Source organism: Pseudomonas sp. B22129 (genome assembly GCF_044218875.1).
Taxonomy (GTDB): Bacteria; Pseudomonadota; Gammaproteobacteria; order Pseudomonadales; family Pseudomonadaceae; genus Aquipseudomonas.
Map to the genome: position 1 here is coordinate 4,853,338 of NZ_CP162592.1, position 21,295 is coordinate 4,874,632.

16 protein-coding genes are annotated in these 21,295 nt (G+C 62.4%); 5 read left to right on the plus strand and 11 right to left on the minus strand.

Annotation, left to right across the window (positions count from 1 at the left end):
• Positions 1–88: 88 nt before the first annotated feature.
• On the plus strand, positions 89–523 hold the full coding sequence (locus AB4P94_RS22415; protein WP_395607508.1) for a nuclear transport factor 2 family protein: 435 nt from the start codon (positions 89–91) through the stop codon (positions 521–523).
• Between the two features lie 117 nt (positions 524–640).
• On the opposite strand, the gene msrA is transcribed toward AB4P94_RS22415, so the two are convergent.
• The 3 genes from msrA to msrB all read right to left on the minus strand — a co-directional run bounded on the left by msrA (position 641) and on the right by msrB (position 3,789).
• Complete coding sequence (gene msrA / locus AB4P94_RS22420; protein WP_395607509.1) at positions 641–1,336, minus strand: peptide-methionine (S)-S-oxide reductase MsrA; 696 nt, start codon at positions 1,334–1,336, stop codon at positions 641–643.
• A 156-nt stretch (positions 1,337–1,492) separates the two neighbouring features.
• On the minus strand, positions 1,493–3,253 hold the full coding sequence (locus AB4P94_RS22425) for a cytochrome c biogenesis protein DipZ (protein ID WP_395607510.1): 1,761 nt from the start codon (positions 3,251–3,253) through the stop codon (positions 1,493–1,495).
• A 35-nt stretch (positions 3,254–3,288) separates the two neighbouring features.
• Positions 3,289–3,789, minus strand: a complete 501-nt coding sequence (msrB, locus tag AB4P94_RS22430) for a peptide-methionine (R)-S-oxide reductase MsrB (RefSeq protein ID WP_395607511.1) — start codon at positions 3,787–3,789, stop codon at positions 3,289–3,291.
• A gap of 139 nt (positions 3,790–3,928) precedes the next feature.
• Between msrB and AB4P94_RS22435 the strand changes: the two genes are divergently transcribed.
• A complete protein-coding gene (locus AB4P94_RS22435; protein ID WP_395607512.1) occupies positions 3,929–4,639 on the plus strand; it encodes a response regulator transcription factor in 711 nt (236 codons plus the stop codon).
• Positions 4,636–6,102: an ATP-binding protein gene (locus AB4P94_RS22440; protein WP_395607513.1), complete on the plus strand. Its 1,467-nt coding sequence runs from the start codon at positions 4,636–4,638 to the stop codon at positions 6,100–6,102. Before AB4P94_RS22435 ends, AB4P94_RS22440 begins: the two co-directional genes overlap by 4 nt.
• Here the strand turns inward: AB4P94_RS22440 and AB4P94_RS22445 are convergent.
• The 3 genes from AB4P94_RS22445 to AB4P94_RS22455 all read right to left on the minus strand — a co-directional run bounded on the left by AB4P94_RS22445 (position 6,065) and on the right by AB4P94_RS22455 (position 10,976).
• Positions 6,065–6,997, minus strand: coding sequence for an alpha/beta fold hydrolase (locus AB4P94_RS22445; RefSeq protein WP_395607514.1), 933 nt, complete (start codon positions 6,995–6,997; stop codon positions 6,065–6,067). The two genes, AB4P94_RS22440 and AB4P94_RS22445, sit on opposite strands and share 38 nt — an antisense overlap.
• An 80-nt stretch (positions 6,998–7,077) precedes the next feature.
• Entirely contained in the window at positions 7,078–9,333 is a 2,256-nt protein-coding gene (locus AB4P94_RS22450) for an ATP-dependent DNA helicase (RefSeq protein WP_395607515.1), read from the minus strand.
• Entirely contained in the window at positions 9,330–10,976 is a 1,647-nt protein-coding gene (locus AB4P94_RS22455) for a VRR-NUC domain-containing protein (protein ID WP_395607516.1), read from the minus strand. The genes AB4P94_RS22450 and AB4P94_RS22455 overlap by 4 nt, the downstream gene beginning before the upstream one ends.
• Positions 10,977–11,163: 187 nt before the next feature.
• On the opposite strand from AB4P94_RS22455, the gene AB4P94_RS22460 reads away from it, so the two are divergent.
• Positions 11,164–11,388, plus strand: a complete 225-nt coding sequence (locus tag AB4P94_RS22460) for a YgdI/YgdR family lipoprotein (RefSeq protein ID WP_395607517.1) — start codon at positions 11,164–11,166, stop codon at positions 11,386–11,388.
• 44 nt (positions 11,389–11,432) lie between these two features.
• Here the strand turns inward: AB4P94_RS22460 and AB4P94_RS22465 are convergent, their stop codons facing one another.
• On the minus strand, positions 11,433–11,597 hold the full coding sequence (locus AB4P94_RS22465; RefSeq protein WP_395607518.1) for a hypothetical protein: 165 nt from the start codon (positions 11,595–11,597) through the stop codon (positions 11,433–11,435).
• Between the two features lie 178 nt (positions 11,598–11,775).
• Between AB4P94_RS22465 and AB4P94_RS22470 the strand changes: the two genes are divergently transcribed.
• A complete protein-coding gene (locus tag AB4P94_RS22470; RefSeq protein WP_395607519.1) occupies positions 11,776–12,027 on the plus strand; it encodes a hypothetical protein in 252 nt (83 codons plus the stop codon).
• A gap of 15 nt (positions 12,028–12,042) precedes the next feature.
• Here AB4P94_RS22470 and AB4P94_RS22475 read toward each other — a convergent pair whose 3' ends face one another.
• The 4 genes from AB4P94_RS22475 to AB4P94_RS22490 all read right to left on the minus strand — a co-directional run bounded on the left by AB4P94_RS22475 (position 12,043) and on the right by AB4P94_RS22490 (position 21,293).
• A complete protein-coding gene (locus AB4P94_RS22475; RefSeq protein WP_395607520.1) occupies positions 12,043–13,473 on the minus strand; it encodes a lipase in 1,431 nt (476 codons plus the stop codon).
• Between the two features lie 210 nt (positions 13,474–13,683).
• Positions 13,684–16,791: an autotransporter domain-containing protein gene (locus AB4P94_RS22480; RefSeq protein ID WP_395607521.1), complete on the minus strand. Its 3,108-nt coding sequence runs from the start codon at positions 16,789–16,791 to the stop codon at positions 13,684–13,686.
• Positions 16,792–16,970: 179 nt separating this feature from the next.
• The gene (locus AB4P94_RS22485) at positions 16,971–19,928 is read right to left on the minus strand and encodes an autotransporter domain-containing protein (protein WP_395607522.1); all 2,958 of its coding nucleotides are present in this window, start codon (positions 19,926–19,928) and stop codon (positions 16,971–16,973) included.
• 30 nt (positions 19,929–19,958) lie between these two features.
• On the minus strand, positions 19,959–21,293 hold the full coding sequence (locus tag AB4P94_RS22490) for a TolC family outer membrane protein (protein ID WP_395607523.1): 1,335 nt from the start codon (positions 21,291–21,293) through the stop codon (positions 19,959–19,961).
• Positions 21,294–21,295 lie beyond the last annotated feature (2 nt).

A 21,295-nucleotide genomic window follows, 5' to 3' on the forward strand; every position in this document is an offset into this window, starting at 1 on the left:
TGTCATTTCGGGTGATTGACCCCTCTTCTGTACCGCTCTTATGTTGGGCAGGTGAAATGCCTTCCCCTCATAAGAACAGGTACAGAGCATGTCCGAGTTAACCTTGGCCCCGGCCGCCGCCCATACCCTGCAACGTTGGCACGCGATGTTGGCCAACCGCGATCTCAAAGCCCTGCCCGAACTGCTGGCACCCGACGCCGTATTCCGCTCGCCCATGGCCCACACGCCCTACCCTGGCGCGCCCGTGGTGTCGATGATCCTCAATACCGTGATCACTGTGTTTGAAGACTTTGCCTATCACCGTGAACTGGCGACGGGCGATGGCCTGAGCGTGGTGCTGGAGTTCAGCGCACGGGTGGGCGACAAGCAGCTTAAGGGCATCGACCTGATTCGTTTCAACGAACAAGGGCAAATCATCGAATTTGAAGTGATGGTCCGCCCGTTGAGCGGGTTACAGGCTTTGGGGGAGGAAATGGGCCGACGCCTGGCGCCGTACCTGGCCAAGGCCAAATCCCAAGCCTGACACAGGACCACTGTGGGAGCGGGCTTGCTCGCGAAAGCGGTGGGTCAGTCAATTCATATGTATCTGACCCACCGCTTTCGCGAGCAAGCCCGCTCCCACACAGTGGTTTTGGGGTGGTTATTGGTTTTTCACCAGCACCGGCTCGGCACGGTATTGGTCCGGGAACAGCTTTTTAAGCTGCGCCACTTTCGGCAGGTCGTTGATCACGATGTAGGGGTAAGACGGGTTCTCGGTCAGGAAGTCCTGGTGGTAGGACTCCGCCGGGTAGAACGCCTTGCCCATTTCGACCTTGGTCACGATCGGCTTGTCGAACGCCTTGGCCGCATCCAGCTGCGCGATGTACGCCTGGGCGACTTTCTGCTGCTCGGCATTCTGCGCAAAGATTTCCGAGCGGTACTGGGTGCCGCTGTCCGGGCCTTGACGGTTCAGCTCGGTGGGGTTGTGCGCCACCGAGAAGTAAATCTGCAACAGCTTGCCGTAGCTGACCTTGCTCGGGTCGTAGGTCACCGACACCGACTCGGCGTGGCCGGTATCGCCTTCGCTGACGGACTCATACTGCGCGGTGCCTGCTGCACCGCCGTCGTAGCCGGACACGGCGTTTTTCACGCCTTGGACGTGTTGAAAAACGCCCTGCACGCCCCAGAAGCAACCGCCGGCAAAGACCGCCGTTTGCAGGTTACCGGCCTCGGCCGGCAGGTCGAATGCCGGCGGCGCGATCATCACCGCGTCTTCAGCACCACCGAAGGAGAACGCCGAGCTTTGGCCGACAAAAGCGGCAAAGGCGAGCACAGGTACAAACTTGAGTAATTTCATCACAGTCACTCCAGAACCTCTGAGTAAACAGGGTCAGAAATGTGGGAGCGGGCTTGCTCGCGAAAGCGGTCTGACAGTCACAGATGTATTGGCTGATCTGCCGCATTCGCGAGCAAGCCCGCTCCCACAGGGGATTGGGGTTTACTTTAAATTTGGTTAGCCGAAAGTGAAGGCATACGCCGATACGTTCGGGTCCAGAAATTCAATGCTGAAGGTCCGGTCCTGCACGGCACCTGGCTGACGAACCAGCTGATACAAACGCTGCTCGGTCACCGTGCCGCTGCCATCCGGCGCCACGTCGGTACCGTGGGCGTCGCCTGGGGCCTGGCCGTCGATGCTGACTTTGAAGCGCACCGGCTTGCCATCGGCGCCCGGGCCCAGCACCAGGTGCAGGTCACGGGCATGGAAGCGGTAGACGATGCGCCCGCCCGCCTGGTCGAGGGTGGCTTGCTGGCCACCGACGTTCCATTGGCCTTCCAGGGTCCAGTTGTTCAGGGCCAGCTTGCCCGCCACCGGGTAGTTCACCACCTTGTCGGTAGCCAGGGTGCCGGTGGTCACGAAGTTCTCGGCGCGCTGGAAGCCCAGGTAGGTTTCCGGCGATTGCACTTCATTGCTGTCCGGCGCCTGCTGCACGCCCTTGGCATCGGCTTCGATCAGGCCGCCTGCGACGTTTTTCGCGCCGGCTTCGCGCAACAGCTGCTGGATCACCCGCTCCGACTCGGCGTAGTCGCCCTCGCCAAAGTGGTGGTAACGAATCTGGCCCTTGGCATCGGCAAAGTAATGCGCCGGCCAATACTGGTTGTTGAAGGCGCGCCAGATTTTGTAGTTGTTGTCGATGGCCACCGGATAGGTGATGCCCAAATCCTTCATGGCCTTGGTGACGTTGTTCACATCGCGTTCAAACGCGAATTCCGGGGCGTGCACGCCAATCACCACCAGGCCCTGGTCGTGGTACTTCTCGGCCCAGGCTTTCACATAGGGCAAGGTGCGCAGGCAGTTGATGCAGGAGTAGGTCCAGAAATCCACCAGCACCACTTTGCCTTTCAAGCCCTCGGCCGTCAGTGGCGGGCTGTTGAGCCATTGCACCGCGCCATCCAGCGGCGGCAACGCGCCTTCGATCGGCAGCGAATTGCCGTGGTCCGCCGCCGCCATCATCGCGCCGCCGGCCATCATTGCACTGCCCTTCTGTTCAGGCTTGGCGTTCAGGTGATCGACCAGGCTTTGCTCCAGGCCGCCCGTGGATGCGGTGGACAAGCGCGACAACACACCGGTGTCCAGACCCAACGCGATGGCGGCTACACCGGCCAGCATCAACGCGCCCAAGCCACGGCGCAGCCATTCACCGGCACCGAGGGATTTTTTCATGAAACCAAAGACTTTACCGCCGACCAGCAGCGCCAAGGCCAGGGAGGTCGCAGCACCGGCGGCGTAGGCCAGCAACAGCAAGGTAGTGCCGATACTGGCGCCCTGCAGCGCGGCCCCGGTCAACACCAAACCGAGAATCGGCCCGGCGCATGGCGCCCACAGCAAACCGGTGGCCACGCCGATCAGGAACGAAGCGCCCGGACGGGGTTTGGCATCGGCCCCGGCGGCTTCCGACAGACGACTGCCGGCGGCCACCAGCGGCCGCGTCAGGCGTTCCGAGAGTTGCGGCAGCAACAGCGTGAGTCCGAACAGGGCAACGCACAGCAACGCGAGCCAACGCCCGTACTGATTGACTTGCACCACCCAACCGCCGCCCACCGCCGCCAGTGAGGCCACCAGGGCGAATGTCACCGCCATCCCCGCTAACAGCGGCAAGCCACTGCGCATAAACGGCTGCCCGGTGCGAGCGAAGACAAAAGGCAGAACAGGCAGGATGCACGGGCTGACAATTGTCAGCACGCCGCCCAGATACGCGAGAACCAGGAGCCACATGGGATCGTCCCTTATAAGAATTGATAAACATCGGCTTAAGCCGCCGTAAACGTCATGGCCGTGCCATTCATGCAGTAGCGCAGACCGGTCGGCGCCGGGCCGTCGTCAAACACGTGGCCTTGGTGGCCACCGCAACGGCGGCAGTGGATTTCCTTGCGCACCACGCCATAGGAGGTGTCGGTGTGGCTGGCCACGGCGTTGTCCAGCGGCTGCCAGAAACTTGGCCAGCCGGTGTGGCTGTCAAATTTGGTGGCCGAGGAAAACAGCGGCAAGGCGCAACCTGCGCAAGCGAAAGTGCCGGTGCGGTGTTCGTCATTCAGCTTGTTGCTGTAAGGGCGTTCGGTGCCCTCCTCGCGCAGCACGTCGAATTGTTCGGCGGTGAGCAGGCTGCGCCATTCGGCTTCGGTGTGGTTGACCTCAAAGGTCTCGGCAGCCTCGGCCTCGGTGATCATGTTGAGCTGTTTCAGCAGGCCACCGGCCAGAACGGCGACGCCCAGGCCACCACCGGCCAGCAGCATTTGTCGACGTGAGTACATGGCGTTTTCCTCAATGAGCGATAACGCCATCCTGCGCGCCGGGCGGTCGCGAAATCCTCACGCAGAGTTAAACAATTCGTGATAACTACACTGTGTCAAAACCCGCACAATGCGCGCACCACAAGCAAAGGTTTTCTGCATGGAACAGCCCAAACGTGTCCTGGTGGTCGAGGACGATGCGCATATTGCCGACTTGATCTGCCTGCACCTGCGTGACGAACAGTTCGAGGTGGTGCACAGCGCCGACGGCAACGAAGGGTTGCGCCTGTTGGAGCAAGGCGGCTGGGATGCCTTGATCCTCGACCTGATGCTGCCCGGCGTCGATGGCCTGGAGATCTGCCGCCGCGCCCGGGCCATGACGCGCTACACGCCGATCATCATCACCAGTGCGCGCTCCAGCGAGCTGCACCGCATTCTCGGCCTGGAACTGGGCGCCGACGATTACCTGGCCAAGCCGTTCTCGATGCCGGAGCTGGTGGCAAGGGTCAAGGCCCTGCTGCGCCGGGTCGATGCCATGGCACGCAACCTGAAAATGGACGCCGGCAGCCTCGACCTCAACCACTTGTTCATCAACCCGCTGACCCGCGAAGCCACCCTGCAAGGCCAGCGCCTGGACCTCACGCCGCGTGAGTTCGACTTGCTGTACTTTTTCGCACGCCAGCCGGGCAAGGTGTTTTCGCGCATGGACCTGCTCAATGCCGTGTGGGGTTACAGCCACGAAGGCTATGAACACACGGTCAACACCCATATCAACCGCCTGCGCGCCAAGGTCGAAGCCGACCCGGCCAACCCGGCGCGCATCCTCACGGTGTGGGGCCGTGGCTACAAGTTTGCCGAGGGCCCGCCATGAAGCTGACCCTGACCCAACGCCTGTCGGTGGTGTTCGCCGTCTTGCTGGTGATCTGCAGCGGCACCTCGGCGTGGCTGCAAGTACGCTCCAACCACATGCATGAGCTGGAAGTGGTGCAAGGCCTGTCCCGCGACCTGGCGGCGCACATTGCCCGTGACACCCAATTGATGGACGCCGACGGCCTCAAGCCCGACGCGGTGCGCAATTTGTTCAGCCAGTTGATGCTGGTCAACCCAAGCGTGGAAGTGTACTTGCTCGATATCGACGGCCGCGTGGTGGGCAATGCCGCGCCCAGCGGGCATTTGTTGCGCGATCACGTGGACCTGGCGCCGGTGCGGCGTTTCTTGAGCGGCGCCATGCTGCCGATCCTCGGCGATGACCCGCGCAGCGTCGACGGGCGCAAGGTGTTCAGCGCCGCACCGCTCAAGGCCAACGGCCAGCAAACCGGTTTCCTGTATGTGGTGCTGCTCGGCGAGGCCCATGACGTGTACGACGCCAAGGACGCTACCGGTATGGCGTTGAAAATCGCGTTGTGGTCCATCGGCCTGGTGGCGTTGCTGTGCCTGATGGCCGGCCTGATCGCCTTTGCCTGGATCACCCGCCCCTTGCGCCAGTTGACGGACAAGGTCGGCCGGTTCGACATCAATGGAGCGCCAAAACCCGTACAAGTCCCTACGCCGGAACTGGACAGCAGCGACGAAATCGCCGTGCTCGACCATGCCTTCGTACAAATGGAAAACCGCCTGGGTGAACAGTGGCGGGCCATCACCCACCAGGACCAGGAACGCCGGGAGATGGTCGCAAATATTTCCCATGACCTGCGCACACCCCTGGCCTCGCTGCATGGCTACCTGGAAACCCTGTCCCTCAAGGACGCCAGCCTCAGCCCCGAAGAGCGCCGCCGTTACCTGGGCATTGCGCTAGACCAGAGCCGCAAGGTCGGCGGCCTGGCCCAGTCATTACTGGAACTGGTGCGCCTGGAACACGGTTTTGTACAGCCGGTGATCGAAGGATTCTCGCTGCCGGACCTGGTGCAGGACATCTTCCAGAAATTCGAACTGACCGCCGAAGCCCGCGGCATCACCCTCACCGCTACCCTGCCGCCGCAGGTGCCGACGGTGCTGGCGGATTTGGGTTTGATCGAGCGGGTACTGACCAACCTGCTGGACAACGCCTTGCGCCATACGCCGGTCAACGGTGAGGTCGAAGTGATCCTGGCACCGACGCCCCATGCCGTGGGCGTGACCGTCAGCGACAGTGGCCCCGGCATCGACACCGAACTGCGCGAAGGCCTGTTCCTGCGCGCCTTCACCATTGGCGGCGCACGCCGTGATGGCGGCCTGGGCCTGCGTATCGTGCACCGCATCCTGCAATTGCACGGGCGCAGTATCCAACTGGTAGACCGCCCCGGCCATGGTGCAACCTTTACCTTTTCCCTAGAAACCCGAGCATCAGCGCGTTGACCTGCGCCCCTTGCTCGTTCTGGATCCAGTGACCGCAGTTGGCCAACACATGCTGTTCCAGGCGCGGCACTGTATCGGGCATGCGCTTGAGGGTGTGAGCCTCGAACACGCCCACCGGGTCGCGGTCGCCAATCAGGAAGAGTGTGGGCTGCAGCACTTGCCGGCCCGCCAGGAACTCGGTGCGCTGCCAGTTGCGTTCGAAGTTGCGGTACCAGTTCAACGGGCCGCGAAAGCCGTGTTGGGTAAAGGTCTGCACGTACACCTCCAGGTCCGCTTGGCTGCACCAGCCCGGCAAGGCTTTCGGCGCAGCAACGCCCTCAAGCAACGTGGCGCTGGGCGGTTTCTTTTGCAAAAACACGTCCTGATCCTGCATGAACAGTCGCAGCGTGCGTTCGATATCGGCATTCAACTCCCGCTCGGCCACGCCGGGTTCCTGGAAATACAGGATGTAATTGAATCGGTCGGCATACAGCTCGCGCAGAATCTCGATCACCGGCCGGCGGGCGCGCCCGGCAAAAGGGACGGACATGGTGATCAAGTGCGTCACGCGCTCGGGTTCCAACAACGCCAAGTGCCAGGCCACCACGGCGCCCCAGTCATGGCCGACCATCACCACCTGCTTTTGCCCGAAGTGATCCATGGCCTGCTGGATATCGGCGCATAAGGTCAGCACGTCGTAATCGGCAACGCCCTCGGGTGAACCGGATTGACCGTAGCCGCGCATTTCGGGGGCGTACACCCGATAACCTGCGGCCACCAGGGCAGGCATCTGCTCGCGCCAGGAATGCCAGCACTCAGGAAAACCGTGCAGAAGCCAGATGGGCTGGCCGTGTTCGGGGCCGGCAATGTGGACACATAACGCGATACCGTTGACGGTGATGGTCTGCTCGGTCATGGGCGTGGCCTTCCTCAAGGTTTTGCCCAGCGTGCAGGATTGCGCAGGTTGCAGCCAGCATCATTGATGGCCGGAATGACTCAGGCCAGCGCCCACCAACGGGGCAATAACTGCCGCACCCGCGCCTCGCCAAAGCGGTCGTCAATCAGCATCACCACGCCTTCGTCCTGTTGGCTGCGGATCACCCTCCCCGCCGCCTGCACCACTTTCTGTATGCCGGGGTACAGGTAGGTGTAGTCGTAACCGGAACCGAAAATCGCGGCCATGCGCGCTTTCATCTGTTCGTTCACCGGGTTCAGCTGCGGCAACCCCAAGGTGGCAATAAACGCCCCGATCAGCCGCGCCCCCGGCAGGTCGATACCCTCGCCAAACGCGCCGCCCAACACGGCAAAGCCGATACCCCGGCTGTGCTGGGTGAATTGATCGAGAAAAGCCTGGCGCTCGGCCTCGGCCATGCCGCGTGATTGCAACCACAGCGCGACCTGCGGATGCCGCTCGGCCATCAACTGTGCCACCTGTTGCAGGTAATCGAAGCTGCTGAAGAACGCCAGGTAGTTGCCCGGCCTCTGCGCAAACTGCTGGGCGAGCAATTCGACAATCGGTTCCAGCGAAGCCTGGCGATGCACAAAGCGCGTGGATATCTCACTGACGATGCGCACCTGCAATTGCTCGGCCTTGAACGGTGACTCCACATCCACCCACGCGGTGTCTGCCGGCAAGCCCAACAGGTCAGCGTAGTAATGACGCGGGCTCAGGGTCGCGGAAAACAGCACACTGCTGCGCGCGGCGGTCAACCTGGGCCGGATGAATTCGGCCGGCACCACGTTGCGCAGGCACAGGGTCGAAGCACTGCGCTTGCCACCGAATTCGCGCTTGCTGATATCGAAGATGAAGTGCTCGTCGAACAGCTCGGCCACCTTGGCAAATTGCAGGGCCTCGAAATAGAAGGCTTGCAGGTCGCCGCTGAGGGCTTCGGGGTGATCGTTGAAGTAATCGCCCATGGCGCTGGCACACAGGCTCAAGGCCTGAAGTAACTTGTCGGGTTTGCTGGCGTAGGCCTGGTACGGCGAGACCTGTTCCTTGTGCAGGGCATTCCATTCGCGGTTCAGGCGTTGCAGGGGTTTCTTCAGCGGCTCGGGCGCGCTGTCGCGCAAGGTCTTGAGGCTGTACTGATCGAGGCTCGCGCTGTACATCGAGCGTGCGCGCTCCACCAGGTTGTGCGCTTCGTCCACCAGCACGGCGGCGCGCCACTGATTGAGCTGGGCGAGGCCGAACAGCATGGCGCCGAAGTCGAAATAGTAGTTGTAGTCAGCGACGACGAGGTCGGCCCAGCGCGCCATTTCCTGGCTCAGGTAATAGGGGCAGACGTTATGGGCCAGTGCGACTTCACGCAGGTTGCGCTGGTCCAGCAGGCGCACATTGGCGGCAGCCATGCGTGCGGCGGGCAGGCGGTCGTAAAAACCCTTGGCCAGCGGGCAGGAATCACCGTGGCAGGCTTTATCCAGGTGTTCGCAGGCTTTGTCCCGTGCCACCAGTTCCAGCACGCGCAAGGGCAAGTCGGGGCAGCTGTCGTACAAAACCTGGGCGGCATCCAGTGCCAGCTTGCGGCCCGGGGTCTTGGCGGTGAGGAAAAACACTTTGTCCAGTTGCTGGGGCGCCAGGGCCTTGAGCATCGGGAAGATCGTGCCGACGGTCTTGCCGATGCCGGTGGGCGCCTGAGCCATCAGGCAGCGCCCGGTGCTGACCGCCTTATAGACCGTTTCGGCCAACGAGCGCTGGCCGGGGCGAAAGGCCGCATGGGGAAACGCCAGGCCTTGCGCAGCGCGGTTGCGCGCGTCGCGGTGCTGCATTTCGCGTGTGGCCCAGCCGAGGAACAGCGCGCATTGCGCGTGGAAAAACAACTCCAGCTCGGCCGCCTGAAAACGCTGGTTCAACAGCGTTTCACCCTCGCCGACGATATCGAAATACACCAGCGCCAAGTCGATTTCACTGAGCCCCAGCTTCTGGCACATCAGCCAGCCATAGACCTTGACTTGCGCCCAATGCAATTGGCGGTGGTTGGCGGGCTGGGCGTCGAGGTCGCCGCGGTAGGTTTTCACCTCTTCCAGGCGATTGCTGTCGGGGTCGTAGCCGTCCGCCCTGCCCCGCACGGTGAGCTGCCGGTATACGCCTTCCAGCGCGACTTCAGGTTGATAGTGCGCGCTGCGCCGCGAGGCCACCGTGCGATGGCCGACAATACCTTCCTGGGCGCTGGGTGACGGCGTAAAGCGCAGATCAAGGTCACCGACCTTGGCCGTGAACTCACACAGTGCCCGCACGGCCACGCTGTAGCTCAAGCGGACTCTGCCCAGCGCACATAGCAGACGGTGACCGGCATCTGGTACTCGGCGCAGAATTCCAGCCAGCGCAGTTGGTTGTCTTGCAGGCGGTCACCGGGGCCTTTGACCTCAATCATGCGGTAGGTTTTCTGCGCGGGCCAGAACTGGATCAGGTCCGGCATGCCGGCGCGGTTGGCGCGAATGTCCAGCAGCAAGCGTTCAAACCAGTAACGCAGGTGGTCGGCGGGCAGGCACTCCAGGGCTTGTTCCAGCAGCTCTTCACTGAGCAGGTTCCAGAACACGAACGGCGACTGGATGCCCCATTTGTCCACATAGCGCTGGCGAATGGTGGCTTTGTAATGCTCGCCTTGCAGTTGCTCGAAGCACGCGGTGAACAAGGTGGCGCGGCGCTGGTGAAAGTCTTCGCTGTGCAGGTCCACCGGCCCGCGCTGGAACGGGTGGAAAAACGCGCCGGGCAAGGGCGCGAAGATCGCATCCCAGCACAGCAGGCCGAACAACGAGTTGATCAGGCCGTTTTCGACGTAATGCACCGGCCCTTGCGGCTCGCTCAAATGGGCCTGCACGCAATACTCAACCGACACCAGCGGCTCAGGCAAAGCCAACGCCAGATCCAGGCGCGGGACTTCCCGGGGCTTGACCTTGGGCAGCGCCGGCTCGCCCAACTTACGCCGCAGGCGTGGCAGCACGCGTAATAAATGCTGGGCTTCGGCGGCGCTTTCCGGAGCCTGTTGGGCGGTGCACGCCAGCGCCATCGCCTGGGCGTAGTCTTCCTGGCGCTCCAGCACGCGGATCAGCCGTGAGCGTGCGCCAGGGTAGGCACACTGGCGGTAAATCTGCGCTGCCAGCCCCAATTCAGCACTGCGCTCGCAATACTGGCCGACCTGAAACAACAGCTTGGCGCGACGTTTTTCCAACCAGGGGTTGTCGGTGTGCAACGTGGCAATCTGCGCCAGCACGCCTTCCAGCGCTTCACCCGCCTCGTACGCTTGCTGACACTGGTGCAGGAACAGAAACCCCTGCACGTCCTCGCGATTGCGCAGGCCACGGGACTCGGCGCAGAACGCGACTTTTTCGTAGGTGTAGATGCCCAGGTCGGCCAGCACGAACTCCGACCAGTCCTGGTACAGGTTGCCGAAAAACATCAGGCGCAGGCGGTCGCACAGGTCCATCACCGTGAGGCTGTAGAGCGCATCGTTCAGTTGCGGGCACCAGTGGGCAAAGCTGCGGCGCTCGGGGAACTGCGCCGCCAATGTCTCCAGCCAGTCGGCCTTTTTGCCTTTGGGTTGCTCGATCCATGGCTTGAAAGCCCCAAGGATTTCGCCTTTTTGCAGCAAGGCGAACAGTTCTTCAAACGCGAGCAACCCCTGAGTATCGACCCACCCCTGCTCCACCAACGCCAACGCGGCCGTGTGGGTGCAACCGATCTCGAGATAATTGAGCTTGCTCGCCCGAAAATGCACACCCTTGCGCATCACCATGCGCACCAAAAGGGCCTGGGAGGCCTGCGGCAACCTGTCGAATTGCTGAATAAACTGCAATTCGTCGGGGTCGAGCAAATCGGCATAGCGTTGCCCCAGCCACAGCAGCACTTGGCGGAAGTTATGCAGGTAATACAAGGGGTCGTCGAGGGGGTTGGCCATGTCGCGCGCCGATCAAATACTGGTTATGCATACAGAGTGCCGTCGCAAATGCCTTGTTGCAATCGGTAATAGATAAATGGCGCACGCAACTTTCCGTATAAAAGTGATCAGATGAGGGTGTCGATCGCGTAACATTTGCTGCCCGCAGCCCATTGCGCGGGACTTTCCAGGGTTAAAGGTAAGGGTTATGAACATGAAGAATTTGGGTCTGCCACTGGTTGCACTCACTTTTCTGGTATTGGCCGGTTGCTCGACGCAAACGGTGGTGACGTTGCAAAACGGCACACAGTATTTGACCAAGGATTCGCCGAAGACCAAAACAGCGGACGGGTTCTACGAATTCACCGACATCGCCGGCAAGCACATCCGTGTCAAAGCCGATGACGTGGCGACGGTACGCAGCGAAAAATGACAACAAAAAAGCCCCGCAAATGCGGGGCTTTTTTTGGCGGTTCATCACCGGTAGTACGGGTGGTAGTAATACGGATGATAGTAGGGATGGTAATAGTACGAATGGTAGTACGGGCGGTAGCAGCACGGGCCCGGATAGGCCGGGTACACCGCACACCCGCCGAGCCCCAGCAGCACCAGGGCACACAGCAGCAAACGAATTCGGAACATGCTCGGCTCCTCACACATGACGCGCGAAACATCTCGCAGGTAGTCATTGAACGTTTGAGCCGGTGCAATCCGTCGTCGTGTTCAGTGAAGATTAATTTACCGAAGGATTTGCCTCGCTATGGCGTTTAACCGGTAAGTCGCTTTCATCTCTGAAGGCGCAGCACGGAGAACGACAGCCATGGCACGCATGCCCCGAGCACTACGCGCGCTTTTCCTGATCCCCCTGACACTGGCAGCGCTGGCTAGCGCGCCAGCCTTTGCCGACACCATCATCATTCGCCAGCCGCCACGGGTGGTCGTGGTGCAAGCCCCGCCGCCGCCGGTGTATTACGGGCATTGGGGCTATGCGCCACGACCTTACTACTATCCGCATCATTATTACGGCTACGGGTATGGCTACCCTCGGCCGTACTGGCACCGCGGCTGGTAAAGGCAGCGCGTGGCGTCAGCTGATGGAAACACCATCGGCCCACAGGCCGCCATGGCCGACGCCCACCAGCGTCACCGAGTCGGCGCCAAAGGTGAGCACCGTATCGGCGCCGACCACCTTCACGTGGTCACGCAGGTCGGTGCTGCCTTGCACGTCCTTGAACACCAGTTTGTCGCTGGTCTGGTAGCCAATCACGCGGTCATTGCCGAAGTGGCCACTGAACAGAAAGGTGTTATGCCCACTGTTGTCGCGGATCGTGTCGTTGCCCTTGCCGCCTTCGATAAAATCCGCGCCCTTGCCGCCCTGGATCAGGTCGTTGCCGTCGCTGCCGATAATGAAGGTGTTGCCTTTGTGGGGCTCGGCATTGCGGTTCAGGTCCTGTACCCAGGTGTTGGCCCGGGCCGGGTCGGACAGGTTGGCGACGATCACCGTGGAGTCGCGGGTCATCTGGTCGTAGAAGCCGGATTCAAGAATGCGCGTCATGCCGTCGCCATAACCGGTGGGCAGGTGCGACACCCAGGTCGGCAGGTTGACGATGGAAAACGGCAGCACATTCCACAGCGACGAGGCGTAGTGGTCGTTGAAGCTGACGATATTGTCGGTGGTCGACTCGTGGGGTTTGTCATGCACGCCCAGGGACGACAGGTTGAAGGATGAACCGTCGAGCGCGCGGAACACCGGGTCGTTCTCGTAGCCGATATTCAGCACCTTGTCGCTGGCGCTCTGGGTGGGCGAAGCGTAGGCCACATAGTTGGAGTCCTTGTAGAACCCCGACCATTTGTTGGTACTCAGGTCCGCCATGCTGTTGACCGCCAGCCCGCCGAGGCTATGGCCGCTGACCACCACGTCCTTGCCGGTCAGACCATGGGCGCTGGCATAGTCAGCGACGTTTTTGAGCAAGCCGCCAAAGGCTTCGCCGGAGTAATTTTTTGCATAGTCCTTGGGGCCGAGTGCGGCGAGCAAATCACTGATGATGTCGCCGATGGAGTCGCTGATCAGGGTTTCCCGTGGCCCGGACGTGCCGCGAAAACCGATGCCGATTTCGAGCAACTTGCCCGCATCATCGTATTTGCCCAGCACCTCGACCTGCGCCGTGGTGTAGCCGGCTTTTTCACCGAAAAACGTGCCCCGTGCATCCACCTTGCCGCTGTAGCCCAACGTACTGGCGCTGATCGGCGTCCACCCGGCCTTTTGCACCGCTTCAAGGGCGGCTTTTTCCGAATCAGGGTTCCACGGAATGCCGGGAATCACACCCTGTGAGTCCGTGCTGCCCAGCAGCGCACTCACCAGCGTGGCCGGCAAGCCAAGCCCCAGGCCGTTGTGCTGGTAGCCCACGGCAAAGCCGTTATCCAGGTTGTGGTAGGAATACAGCGTGATCGCCATGGCATCGGCAAACAACGCTTTGGAGCCCTCGGTGCCGAGGTTTTTATAGTCAAAGATACCCATGGTAGTGCCTCTCTGTTGTTGGATTTGTAGAGAAAGCCGAAATACTCATTAGCCTGTTTAAGCGCCGAGCTTGTGTGGGAGCTGGCTTGCCTGCGATGCGGGCGCCTCGGTGAGTCAGTCAGACCGAGGTGATGCCATCGCAGGCAAGCCAGCTCCCACAGAAGCCAGCGCCCACACAAACCCTGTCCCATTCAAGGGGTGCGTAAATCTTTAGAACGCCCAGTCGAGGCTCAACCCCACCCCGTGAACCTTGTCTTTACTGGCCAGCAAGCCGTTGTAGTCAAAATTCACCCGTGCATCCTTGCTTAACGCCAGGCTGACCCGCGCGCCCACCAGCGCCGCGTCACGCACCATCGGCGCACTTTCCACGGCAAACGAAGGACCGCCCGAAGCAAACGCCAAGTGCCGCTCGGAATCGGTGCTGCTCAGGTTGTGCTGCCAGCCCAGGGTGCCGGACACCTCGAGTTGCTGATGGTCATTCACGTTGAAGGTTTTCAGGGCACGCACGCCCAAGGTACTCAGCACCACGTCGCGGGTGTCGTCGTGGCCCTTGAGCGCGGCAGCATCGCCCTTCTCGGTGAACCCATCACTGTCCAGGTGCACATAGGCCAGGTTGGCGAAGGGTTCCAACGCCAGGGGTTGCAGGTTGACGCGGTACGCGGCTTCGCCGAACACCTGAGTGCTGGTGGCATCCACTTTGACTTTTTGCTTGCCGGCCACATTGCCGTATTGCAGGTCACGCTTCACATCTGCACGGTGCCAGCTGTAAGTCGCGCCGCCGCTCAAACGCAAGGCGCCGATTTCATGCCCGGCGTACGCGCCGAAATGGTAGCTGTCCACCGAAGCACGGCTGTGGGTGTCATTGCCCATGTTCAGCGAAGTATCGCTGTAGCCGGCGACCAGGCCGATGCGGGTGGACTCATCGAGCGCACCGTCCACACCCGCCAACATGCCGCCGAGGGAGGTGGTGTAGCCCGCCGTGTCACTGCGGCTGTCAGTCTTGCCCCACGCGCCCAATGCCTTGACCCACACGTTGCCACGGCTGTCGACGGTCTGGCTGGATGCGCCCATCTCACCGTTGCGCAAACGCTCGCCTACGGCCTCACGCACGTAGCGGCTGTCGTTGATCAGTGCGGTTTCCACGGCCGGGTAGATTTCGCCGGACAGTTGCTGGAACGCGCCCTGTGCCGAGGCCGCCGTTGGCGCCAGCAGCAGGCTTTCATACACCGCGTTGCCCGCGCCCAACCTGTCGGCTGCGGCCGCCACGGCACGCTGGTTCGGCGTGGTGGCCACACTGGCAAAGCTGTTGGTGCGCACCACATCCAACTGCACACCGGTCGGTGCATAGTTCAACGTGCCGCCGACAAACAGGTAGTTGGGCACCACCGCGCCAAAGCTGCCGGTGATGCCGCCCGCCGCTTGCAGGATGTTGTACTGGCGGCCGATCAGGCTTTGGGCTTGGGCGTTGGTCAGCAGCGTCGGGCTGTTTTCCAGGGCCAGGGTCACGGTGCCGCCGTTGAGCGCGGCAGTGCCGCCAGCGACGATGCGGTCGCTACTGGTTTGCGACAATTCAACCGCATAGGTCGAACCGGCATCGAAGGTCACGTTACCGGCCACATTCAGCGTGCCGATGGAATTGCCCGGCGCCACGGTGCCGCCACTTTTCGCCGTCAACGAGCCGATACGCCCCGAGCCGCCCACCACGCCGCTCTGGCTGACGGTGACGTCAGAGGTGACCGAGCCATTGACCGCCAGCAGGCCTTGATTGACCAGGGTCGGGCCGCTGTAGGTGTTCGCGCCGGTCAGCACCAATGTGCCGATGCCCTGCTTGGTCAGGCCGCCATGCCCGGCGATGTCGTTGCTCCATACATCGCGCCCGCAATGGATATCATTGCATAGGCGCTGGGTCGGTTTACCGGCGTCCACCACCGCGCCCACGCCTGGCAAGTCCGCCACAAACTGCCCGCTGCCGTAGGCGCCGTCGATGCGGAATTCAGCCGGAATATCTTCAGCCGTAATGAACATCCCCGGCCCATTGACCGCCTTGCCCAGGTTGATCATGCCCCAGCCATAAAGGGAGTCGATGCCCGGCGCACCGAGGTCGGTGGCCGTGGTTTTGAGCAGCGTGGAGATCTGGTCACCGCTCATGTAGGGGAAGCGTTCCATCAGCACGGCTGCCGCACCGGCTACATGGGGCGCGGCCATGGACGTGCCGTTTTTGTTGGCCCAGTCGGTGGTGAGGTTGCTCAGGTCGGTGCCGTTGATGATCGAACTGAAGATCTTGGTACCCGGTGCCGACACGCAAAAACTCGCCGCATAACCGCAGCGCGACGAGAAGGTGCTGATCACATAGGGATCGGGGCTCGCGGTGTTCGGGTTTTGCTGCAATGCGGCGACCGACAGCCAGTTCGGTGCAATCTCCGGCACAAAGTACGCCAGGCCCGACATGGCGTCCGGGTTGTTGCGGTTGTAGTCGTTGCCCGCCGCAAAAATCGTCAGCACGCCACTGCGCGCTGCATCGATTGCGCCTTGATAAGCGCCTCCGGCAAGGGTGCCGAGGATCGGCCGGATGGTATTGAACTGCGCCTGGGCTTCATTGACAGTGAAGTTGGGGAACGCCGGATCGCGGCCGCCCTTGGCGTACTGATCACCGATGCCGATGCCCCAGCTGTTGTTGATGATGCGTGCGCCGCTGGCGACCAGCCCGTCCCAACCGGCTTTGTACACCGCGCCGTCGTTGCCGAGGATGATCCCGTCTTCGGGCCCTGGGTCGCCGTTTTCCGCCGTGATGATTTGCGCGTTGAACGCCACGCCATGCATAGGCCCGCCGTCTCGGTTGCCCGCGGCAATCCCGCCGACGTGGGTGCCGTGGTTGCCCAGCTTGCCGTTGGAATCCTTGGACGGCGTACCGTCATAGCGGAACGCGTCGCCCGCCTTTACCGGGATATACGGGTCGGTGTATTGGCGAATGCCCTCGGTGACGATCGTCACCACCTTGTTGGGGCTGGCGAATTCCGGGTGCTGGGCGTACACCGGCTGGTCAAAAATCCCCAGCTTCACGCCTTTGCCGGTATAGCCGGCAGCGTAGGCCGTGTCGGCCTGGATGGCGCCCAGGCCCCAATCGGCCTTGAACTCGTTGCTGCGCCAACTGGCGGCGTCGCCCACTTTGCCGGTTTCCACGTAGGGTGCGGCCTGGGCGGTCCCCAGGCTTGCCAGGCAGCACAGCAGCGCGCCGTATGGCACGCAGCTCAAGGCCTTGAGCGGGTAGCCCGGGCCTGTGTGAGTGGCGGTAAATAACCCTGACTTGCGTTTTTTCACGGTGACCTTCCTTAGTTTTCTTATTGCACTTATTTGAAAATCATCTCCACCCAACACCCTCGATCACCTGTGGGAGCTGGCTTGCCTGCGATAGCGGTGTACCAGCCAGCACCTTCGCCACTGACCGACCGCTATCGCAGGCAAGCCAGCTCCCACACTTTTTTGATCGATGGTGTTCTTTAGAACTGCCAGTTCAGGCTCAGCCCCACGCCCTGGGTTTTCTCGCGGCCACCCAACTGGCCGTTGTAGTCGAGGTTGACCCGCGTGGTCGGGCTCAGTGCCAGGCTGGCCTGCACGCCCACCAGCGCCGCGTCACGCAGCAATGGCGTGCTGCGCACCGCAAACTGCGGTCCACCGGCGACAAACCCCAGGCGCTCTTCGGACTCAACGGCGGTGAGGCTGTGCTGCCAACCCAGCGAGCCGGAAAGCTCGAGCTGTTGGTGGTCATTCAGCGGCAGGGTTTTCAGGGCGCGCAGGCCCAATGTGCTGAGCACCGCGTCGCGTCGGTCACTGCCGCGCTCCAGTGCTGCGGCGTCGCCTTTTTCGTGGAAGGAATCACTGTCCAGGTGCACGTAGGCCAGGTTGGCGAACGGCTCCAGGGTCAGGGGTTGCAGCCGGATGCGATAGGCAGCCTCGGTAAACAGCTGGGCGGTACGCGCATCCAGCTTGGCTTTTTGCTTGCCGCTGACTTCACCGTATTGCAGGTCGCGCTTCACATCGCCGCGATGCCAGCTGTAGGCACCGCCGACGCTGACACGCCAGTCGCCCAGTTCACGCCCGGCGTAAGCGCCGAAGTGGTAGCTGTCGACGGAGGCCGATGAGTGCGTGCCGCTGCCCATGTTCAACGAACTGGCGCTGTAGCCGGCGACCACACCCACACGGGTCTGCTCGTCCAGTGCGCCGTCCACACCGGCCAGCAGGCCGCCGATGGAGCTGGTGGTGCCGGCCGTTTCGCTGCGGCCGTCGGCCTTGCCCCAGGCACCGAGGGCCTTGAGCCACAGGTTGCTTTCACCGGCCACCGGCACATGGCGCAGGCGCTCACCCACGGCGTCACGCAGTTGCAGGCTGTCGTTAATCAGCATGGCGCCGATTGCCGGGTAGATTTCGCCGGACAGCTGTTGAAAGCCTTGCCGCGCAGCCGCTACCGACTCCGCCTGCAGCACACTTTCATACACCGGGTTGCCCGCGCCCAATTGTTCGGCGGCCGCAGCAACATTGCGCTGGTTACGGTTGGCAGCAACGCTGGCGAAGCTGTTGTTGTTCCGACCCACGTCCAACTGCACGCCATTGGCGGCATAGTCGAGGGTGCCGCCGAGGAACAGGTAGTTGGGCAACACTTGCCCGAACTGGCCCTGAACCCCACCCGCCGCCTGCAGGATGGAATACTGCCGGCCGATCAGGCTTTGTACCTGGCTCTGGCTGAGCAAAGTGGGGCTGTTTTCCAGCGCCAGGGTCAGGGTGCCGCCGCCGAGGATGGCTTTGCCGCCGGCCACAATGCGGTCGCTGCTGGTGGGCGTGAGTTCCACCGCGTAGGTGGAGCCCGCGCCCAGGTTCACATCGCCCGCCACCTGCAAGGTGCCCACGGAATTGCCCGGGGCCACGGTGCCGCCGTTGTTCACCGCCAACGCGCCAATCCGCCCGGAACCGCCGAGGGTGCCGCTGTTGTTGACGGTCACCGCCGAGGTCAGTGAACCATTCACCGCCAACAGGCCGCCGTTGACGGTCGTTGCACCGCGATAGGTGCTGTCACCGCTGAGCACCAGGCTGCCGGCGCCGGACTTGATCAGGCTGCCTTCATACACCCGGTTTGCCGCAGCGGCGTCACGCGCGCTGCCGACCGCGTAATCGGTCTTGTCTTGCTGGCTGGCACCCGCCGCCACGCCGTTTTGCCAGCCCTTGTCGATCAGGGTTTGTTGCCACGCCGTGTGCTCGGCACGGTCTTCGGCCTGGCGCTGAATCAAGGCCTGGTCGGAGATGCCGTTGCTCCACACATCGCCCTGCCCGGCGGCCAGGCTCACATTCATCGCGCCGAGCAATTGCCCAGGCCCGTGCATCGCACGGCCCAGGTCCGGCACGCCCCAGCCGACAATGGCATTGGGCGCCTGGGTGATCGAACCGTCGAGTTGAGTGGCGGTGGTCAACAGCACCTGCAACGCCTGCTCGTTGGTCATATACGGGTAGCGCTCCATCACCAGCGCCAGCGCGCCGGTGGCATGGGGTGCCGACATCGAGGTGCCGGATTTCACCCCATAACCGCCACCGGGCACCGTGCTGTTGATCAGCGCGCCCGGGGTGGAAATGCACCAATATTTGGCGATGCCGCACTTGTTGTACTTCTGGTTATTGGCTTTATCCAGCCCCGACACGGCGAGCCAGTGCCCCTCCAGTTCCGGCTGAAAATACGGCAGCGCCGAACGCACGCTGGCGTTCGCGTAGCCACTGTTGCCCGCACTGAACACGTTGATCACGCCGGCCTTGGCCACGTCGGCCGCCGCGTCCAGCCAGGTGCCTTGGTTGTAGTGCTGGGCATAGGCGGCGTGCAGGCCGCCGAGGGTCTGGTAACTGACATCCGGCGGCTGGCTGCCCCAGCTGTTGTTGATGGCGCGCACGCCGGAATCCACCAGCGCCGTGTACACCGCTTTGAAGTACTTGGGATCTGGCGTTGGGCCGAACAGAAAGCTGTCGTTGGCGTTGGTGTTGCCCACGTAGAGTTGCGCGTTATACGCCACGCCATGCATGCCCACGCCGTCACGCGCGGCGCCCATGGTGCCGGTGACGTGTGTGCCGTGGGAGTCGTTGTTGGGGTTCAGTGCACCGGTGGTGCTGAACGGGCTGCCGTTGACATAGCTGCCGGTGGCGGTGACCGCGTGGTAGCGGTCTTTGGACGCTTCGGGGTGCTCGGTGTCGAAACCCGAGTCCAGCGCGCCGATTTTTACCCCGCTGCCGGTGATGCCGGCGGCGTAGGCTTCATCCGCCTTCATGCGGCCAAGGCCCCAGTCGCTCTGGAACTCGGCGGAACGCCAACTGGCGGGGTTACCTGCTTGGCCGGTCTCGGTGTAAGCCGCCTGCGCCGCAACGGACAACAGCAGCAAGGAACCTGCGGTAAAGGGTTTGAAGCGGGATGAGTCGGTGATCATTTAAACCATCCTTATTGTTTTTATCGGTGCTCATTTCGTCGGGCCAAAGGCCTCGTCCACCTTGGCCAGGTCGGTGTCGCGCAAGTTGCCCGCGTAGTAGTGCAATTTGGTCCAGGCCATTAAATAGTCGTAACGCGCCTGGGCCAGGTCGCGACGGGTGCTGTACAGCTGCTGCTCGGCGTTCAGCGCGTCGAGGTTGACCCGCTCGCCGCCGAGGATGCTTTGCTGGGTCGACACCACCAGCGCTTCGGCGGAGGTCAGGGCCTTTTGGTAAGCGCGCAGCTTGCTCACGCCCGACAGGCAGGCGCTGAACTGGCGGCGCAGCTCGATCAGGGTTTCGCGGGTCTTGCCTTCCAGCTCGTACTCGGCCTGCTCCATGCCGCGGCTGGCCTGGCGCGTGGACGCCGAGATGCCGCCACCGGCATACAGCGGCAAGCTGACTTCAATGCCGATGGTGTTGGTGTCGTAGCGCTGGTTGTAGGTGTTGCCACTGTCCGACTCCTGCTTGCGCGAGCTGGCATAGGCAGTGACTTTTGGCAGGTGCCCGGAACGGTTGCGCTCCACTTCATAACGCGCCACTTCCACGGCCTGGCGTTGGGACGCGAGCGTGGGGTTATTGCTGATCGCCAGTTCGTGCCAGGTGTCGTAGTTGGCGGGCGTGAGGGAGAACGCCGCAAAGTTCTGATTCAGCGGCGCCAGGTCATTGATGTTGACGCTCTGCACGCCAATCAACGCACCCAGCTCGCGCAGTGACGCATCCTGCTCATCCAGCGCCTGAATCTCTTCGGCGGTGGCCAGCTCATAGCGTGACTCGGCTTCCAGAATATCGGTGCGCGTGCCCTCGCCTCGCTGGAACAGGTGCTGGTTTTGCTGGAACTGCTGCTCGTAGGCTTTCTTTTTGGCGCGGGCGATGTCGATCTGGTCTTGGGCAAACAGCGCCTGGGTGTAATAGCTCAGCACGCGCACCAGCAAGGCCTGGCTCTTGTCACGGAAACTTTCATCGGCAAACAGCGCCTGGGCCACGCCCTTGCGGTAGTTGGCGTAGGCTTCGTAGTCGAACAACGGTTGTTGCAGGCTGAAGGTCGAGCCGTAGCTGTTGTAGTTGCGGTCGTCGCGGTAGCTGCCGCCGCGTCCGTCGGGCAAATGCGCCTCGGAGTTGTTGCGGCCCTTGTTGTAGTTGTAGGACAGCTTGGGCAACAGGCCGGCGCGGCCAATGGCGCGGTTTTCCAGGCCGGCGTCGCGCTCCTTGATGGCCCCCAGAAACACCGGATCGTTACGCAGGGCCTGCTCGTACACATCGAACGGCCCCATAGCCGCCTCGGCCCCGCCACACACCACCATCAACGCAATGAACACTGACTTCATGC

Bases quoted from the DNA above. Each gene is read 5' to 3' on its own strand.
- AB4P94_RS22415 (WP_395607508.1), top strand. From the start codon at position 89: ATGTCCGAGTTAACCTTGGCCCCGGCCGCCGCCCATACCCTGCAACGT.
- msrA (WP_395607509.1), bottom strand. From the start codon at position 1,336: ATGAAATTACTCAAGTTTGTACCTGTGCTCGCCTTTGCCGCTTTTGTC.
- AB4P94_RS22425 (WP_395607510.1), bottom strand. From the start codon at position 3,253: ATGTGGCTCCTGGTTCTCGCGTATCTGGGCGGCGTGCTGACAATTGTC.
- msrB (WP_395607511.1), bottom strand. From the start codon at position 3,789: ATGTACTCACGTCGACAAATGCTGCTGGCCGGTGGTGGCCTGGGCGTC.
- AB4P94_RS22435 (WP_395607512.1), top strand. From the start codon at position 3,929: ATGGAACAGCCCAAACGTGTCCTGGTGGTCGAGGACGATGCGCATATT.
- AB4P94_RS22440 (WP_395607513.1), top strand. From the start codon at position 4,636: ATGAAGCTGACCCTGACCCAACGCCTGTCGGTGGTGTTCGCCGTCTTG.
- AB4P94_RS22445 (WP_395607514.1), bottom strand. From the start codon at position 6,997: ATGACCGAGCAGACCATCACCGTCAACGGTATCGCGTTATGTGTCCAC.
- AB4P94_RS22455 (WP_395607516.1), bottom strand. From the start codon at position 10,976: ATGGCCAACCCCCTCGACGACCCCTTGTATTACCTGCATAACTTCCGC.
- AB4P94_RS22460 (WP_395607517.1), top strand. From the start codon at position 11,164: ATGAACATGAAGAATTTGGGTCTGCCACTGGTTGCACTCACTTTTCTG.
- AB4P94_RS22465 (WP_395607518.1), bottom strand. From the start codon at position 11,597: ATGTTCCGAATTCGTTTGCTGCTGTGTGCCCTGGTGCTGCTGGGGCTC.
- AB4P94_RS22470 (WP_395607519.1), top strand. From the start codon at position 11,776: ATGGCACGCATGCCCCGAGCACTACGCGCGCTTTTCCTGATCCCCCTG.
- AB4P94_RS22475 (WP_395607520.1), bottom strand. From the start codon at position 13,473: ATGGGTATCTTTGACTATAAAAACCTCGGCACCGAGGGCTCCAAAGCG.
- AB4P94_RS22485 (WP_395607522.1), bottom strand. From the start codon at position 19,928: ATGATCACCGACTCATCCCGCTTCAAACCCTTTACCGCAGGTTCCTTG.
- AB4P94_RS22490 (WP_395607523.1), bottom strand. From the start codon at position 21,293: ATGAAGTCAGTGTTCATTGCGTTGATGGTGGTGTGTGGCGGGGCCGAG.